At 63.3% G+C, this 4,154-nt stretch carries 4 protein-coding genes; all 4 read right to left on the reverse strand.

What is annotated here, in order from left to right; genetic code table 11:
- Positions 1 to 425, reverse strand: a 425-nt coding sequence (locus tag EN932_RS30675; RefSeq protein WP_164890700.1) for an FAD-binding oxidoreductase, incomplete at its 3' end; no start/stop codon positions are given.
- A 2-nt stretch (positions 426 to 427) separates the two neighbouring features.
- On the reverse strand, positions 428 to 1,861 hold the full coding sequence (locus tag EN932_RS30680) for a UbiA family prenyltransferase (protein ID WP_128369321.1): 1,434 nt from the start codon (positions 1,859 to 1,861) through the stop codon (positions 428 to 430).
- 206 nt (positions 1,862 to 2,067) lie between these two features.
- A complete protein-coding gene (locus tag EN932_RS30685; RefSeq protein WP_023812335.1) occupies positions 2,068 to 2,331 on the reverse strand; it encodes a hypothetical protein in 264 nt (87 codons plus the stop codon).
- A gap of 156 nt (positions 2,332 to 2,487) precedes the next feature.
- On the reverse strand, positions 2,488 to 4,154 hold a 1,667-nt coding region (locus EN932_RS30690; protein ID WP_164890701.1), incomplete at its 5' end, for a mechanosensitive ion channel domain-containing protein.

A 4,154-nucleotide genomic window follows, 5' to 3' on the forward strand; every position in this document is an offset into this window, starting at 1 on the left:
GACCTGAGCAGCGTGAAGCTCTCGACATGGCAGCCGAAGGTGCCGCGCCGGTGATGGTTCTTGCCATGCACGTCATTGACGATAGCCCCGCCGAGCGTGACGAATTGCGTGCCTGGCACAACGGCGGGGAAGAAGCCGTAGGGGGCAGCGTGGGCGATGATGTCGGACAACAGCACGCCGGCATCCGCCTTGAGAACACCGGTTTCGGCGTTGAAGGCGTGGATCCGGTTCAGCGATCGCATATCGACGACCGCTCCGGCCCCGTTCTGGCAGGAATCGCCGTAGGAGCGGCCATTGCCATAGGCAAGCAGCGACGCCGGCTTGGCCTGACCGCCCTTCAGCAGCGCGATCGCCTCGTCGGCACCGATGGCGCGCGGCGCCGGCGGCGTGGCAAGGCCAAAGCTTGGGAAACGTCCGGCGGCCATGCCTACCAGCCCCCGATGACCAGCATCACCGCACCGATCAGCACCACGATCTGGCTGCGCCAGTCGCGGATGATGAAGACGACCGGATCGTCATGCATCTCGTTGCGGCGCGCCAGGATCCAGACGCGCATGGTAAGATAGAGCACGATCGGCGCCAGCGGCCAGATCAGCCATGGATGCGGATAGAGTTCCCGCACCGCGACACTGTCCATGTAGAGCGCCAGCACCAGCGCCGAGGAGAAGGCCGAGGCCATGCCGGCCTGGGCGACGATCTCCTGGTCTTCGGTGCGATAGCCGCGACCGGCAATGCGCTCGCCGGGCGGAATGGCGGTGGTGCGCAGTTCGACGAAGCGCTTCACCAGCGCCAGCGACAGGAAGAAGAAGATGGAGAAGGCCAGCAGCCAAAACGAGACGTCGACGCCGGTCGCCGCCGCACCGGCCAGGACGCGGATCGTGTAGAGGCCGGCGAGCGTCAGCACATCGACCAGCAGCATGCGTTTGAACGACAGCGAATAGGCGGTGGTGACGACCATGTAGCCGCCGAGCACAGCCATGAATTCGGGCGACAGGAACAGCCCGGTGCCGATGCCGATCGCCAGAAGCACCGCGATCGCCCCAAGTCCGAACGGGATCGACAGCGCGCCGCTGGCGAACGGCCTGTTGCGCTTGGTGAGGTGTTTGCGGTCGAGCGCGAGGTCGAAGAAATCATTGAGGATGTAGATGGCCGATGCCACCGCGCTGAACGAGACGAATGCCAGCAGGCATTCCCAGATCATGTCGGTGTTGAAATATTCATGCGAGAGCACCATCGGCACTGCGATCAGCGAATTCTTCAGCCACTGATGCACGCGCAGCATCTTGACGATGGTCCGCAAAGTCGGCTTCGGCGCCGGCACCGTCTCGGCGCCATGTGCCGCCTGCCAGCGCGCGGCATGGCGGTCGGGCGCGACGACGATCGCGTTGCGTGCGGCATCGAAGACCTGGAGGTCATGGCGGCTGTTGCCGGCGTAGTCGAAAACGCCATCGCCATAGGCTGCGATCAGCGAGGCGCGCTTCCTGCCCGAGGTGAGATTGGCGAGACCATCGGTGGCCAGCACCTGGTCGAAAATGCCGAGATGGGCCGCGATGGCGTCGGCGAACTTGCGCGGCGTACCGGTCGCCAGCACGATCTTGCGGCCCTCGGCGTGCTCGGTCCGGAGGCGGCAAAGCAGCACCTCGCGATAGGGCAGCGATGCCGGATCGATGTCGATGCGCTGCGCGATCGCCTGCTTCAGCCGCGCCGGCCCGCCGGCGATCCAGAACGGTACGAGGAAGATATAGAGCGGGTTCTTCTTGAGAAGGATGAACAGCCCTTCCCACAACAGGTCGGTTGCGATCAGCGTGCCGTCGAGATCGACCGCAAGCGGTATTGCGTTCCTGTCCGATCGCGCATCCATGTCCGTCCTGCCCTGCCCGCGTAGAGTTGCGCGCCGCTTTTCGGCGTCTTGAGCCTGGTATAGCGGGCGATGGCGTAGCGAACGTTAAAACGCACGGTTGCAGACGGCTGCCATGGCGGTATTTCCGGTGTCATTGTTAAACAACCGCTACCGGAAACGATAAAAGGCCGGGCAAATGCCCGGCCTCTACAATCGTGACGCCAAGATTACTTGATGCGGGCGACACCGCCCGAGATCTCGACGGTTTCCGAACCGGTCAGGGCTTCGAGATCGCCATTGGGCAAGGTGACGAAGCAGCCGTTCGGGCAGAACTCAACCGTTTCGCCACCGGCCAGCGCAAGGTCGGTCTTGCTGCCGCCCTCCGTTACGACCAGCGTGCGGGTCTCGGCGTCCTTGTTGACCGCGCTCGCGGCATGGACCGAGCCGATGGCAGCGACCAGGGCGACTGCAGCGACGAGAGACTTCCACATGGTGCAATATCGGTGTTCCCGCCGCCTCTGTTGCATTTGGCAAGGCATTTTCGCCTTTGCATGGAGCTTATATGAGATGGAAGCTGAACCGCAACTGAATGCCCCATTCATGCCGCAATTGATTCCGGGCAGGATTGAGGTCGACGGAGTCCGAGCCTAGTCCGGGTCCGGCTTCTTGGTTTTGCGAGACTTGACCAGTCGCTTCTTCTCCGCTTCGGCTTCGGCCCTTATCTGCTCCTGTTCGGCGAAGTCGGCCTCGATCTTGTCGTCGTCCGTCGGCCAGGCCTTGGGCTTGTGGGCCTCGACCACGGCGCGCGGCGTCGAGGGGATCTCGATGTGTTCGCTGCTGAATTTTTCGAGGACGGCAAAACGGATGTCGTTCTGCGCGATGTTGCCGTTCATCACGTCGGCCAGGAACACGCGGATTTCGAATTCCAGGGCGGCGGGGCCGAAATTGGAAAACAGCACGAAGGGTTCGGGGTTCTTCAGCACCATCGGGTGGCTGCGGGCGATCTCCAGCAGGACGGCATGAACCTGCTTGACGTCGCTGCCATACGCGACGCCGACCTTGATGTCGACGCGGCCGAGCTTGTTGCGGTGCGTCCAGTTGCCGACGGCGTTGTTGATCAGGTTCGAATTGGGCAGGATCACCGATTGCCGCTGGAAGGTTTCGATCTCGGTGGCGCGCACGCTGATCTTCTTGACCGTGCCGCTGACGTCGCCGGCAACGATCCAGTCGCCCACCTTGAACGGCCGCTCGGCCAGAAGGATCAGGCCGGAAACGAAATTGGACACCACGTTCTGCAGGCCAAAGCCGATACCGAGGGAAAGAGCGCCGGCGACCAGTGCCAGGCTGGACAGGTCGATGCCCGCCGCCGAGATGCCGACCAGTGCCGCCAGCGCGACGCCGGCATAGCCGACCGCCAGCCTGATCGAGTTGCGCACGCCGGTATCGACCTTGCCACGCGCCATGACCGAGCCGTCGAGCCAGCCCTGGAACCAGCGCGTCAGGAAATAGCCTATGACGAAGACGACGATGCCGGAGAGGATGCCGGTGACCGAGATCGTCACCGAGCCGATGTTGATCCCGGTTGCGAGCTTGTAGGCCCAAGCCTGGATATCGCCGGGCTGGAAACCCCACATCATCAGGATCAGCGGCAGGAACACCAGCACGATCATCACATTGATGGCAACGCTGACGACAAGGCCGAGCTGATCGAGGGCCGTATCCTCGTAGCTGGAATTGGCCGACAGCCAGCGCCCGACGGAGGTGTTGGCGAAAGCACCCTCCTCGCCGATCGCCTGCGCCGACAGGAAGCCGATATAGGCGGTGATCAGCGCGGTGCCGGTAACGACGACCTGCAACGAAACGAACAGAGCAAGGCCGATGTAACCGAGCAGCGCCGCGACGATGGTGAAAAGACCGAGCGCAAGCGCCGTATAGCGCAGCCATGCCGGCCACGGCCGCCAGCTTCCGTCACGCGCCTTGAACGGCCTCAGCATCGCCATCAGGATCAGGATGACGCCGACGATGATGGTGGCGCCGAAACTGCGGGCGATGGTCAGCGACAGCGGCGAGCCCATCGTGTCGTTGACGATCGACAGGAAATAGTTGACGCCGAGGACCACGGCCATGGCAGTCGTCAGCCGCACAAGCCAGCGCGCCGGTCCGGTTTCGACGGGAATGAGCCGCCAGTTCGGCAGCCGCGGCTCGAGCGCCGCATTGGTCAGCCGGTTGACACAGAACACCCCGGCGATGACGGCTGCCAGCGTATTCAGGAAGACGCCGATGTCGCCGCGCAACAAATTGTAGTAGTTGAAAA

The sequence above is a fragment of the Mesorhizobium sp. M7A.F.Ca.US.002.01.1.1 genome (assembly GCF_004022955.1).
Classification (GTDB): domain Bacteria; phylum Pseudomonadota; class Alphaproteobacteria; order Rhizobiales; family Rhizobiaceae; genus Mesorhizobium; species Mesorhizobium ciceri.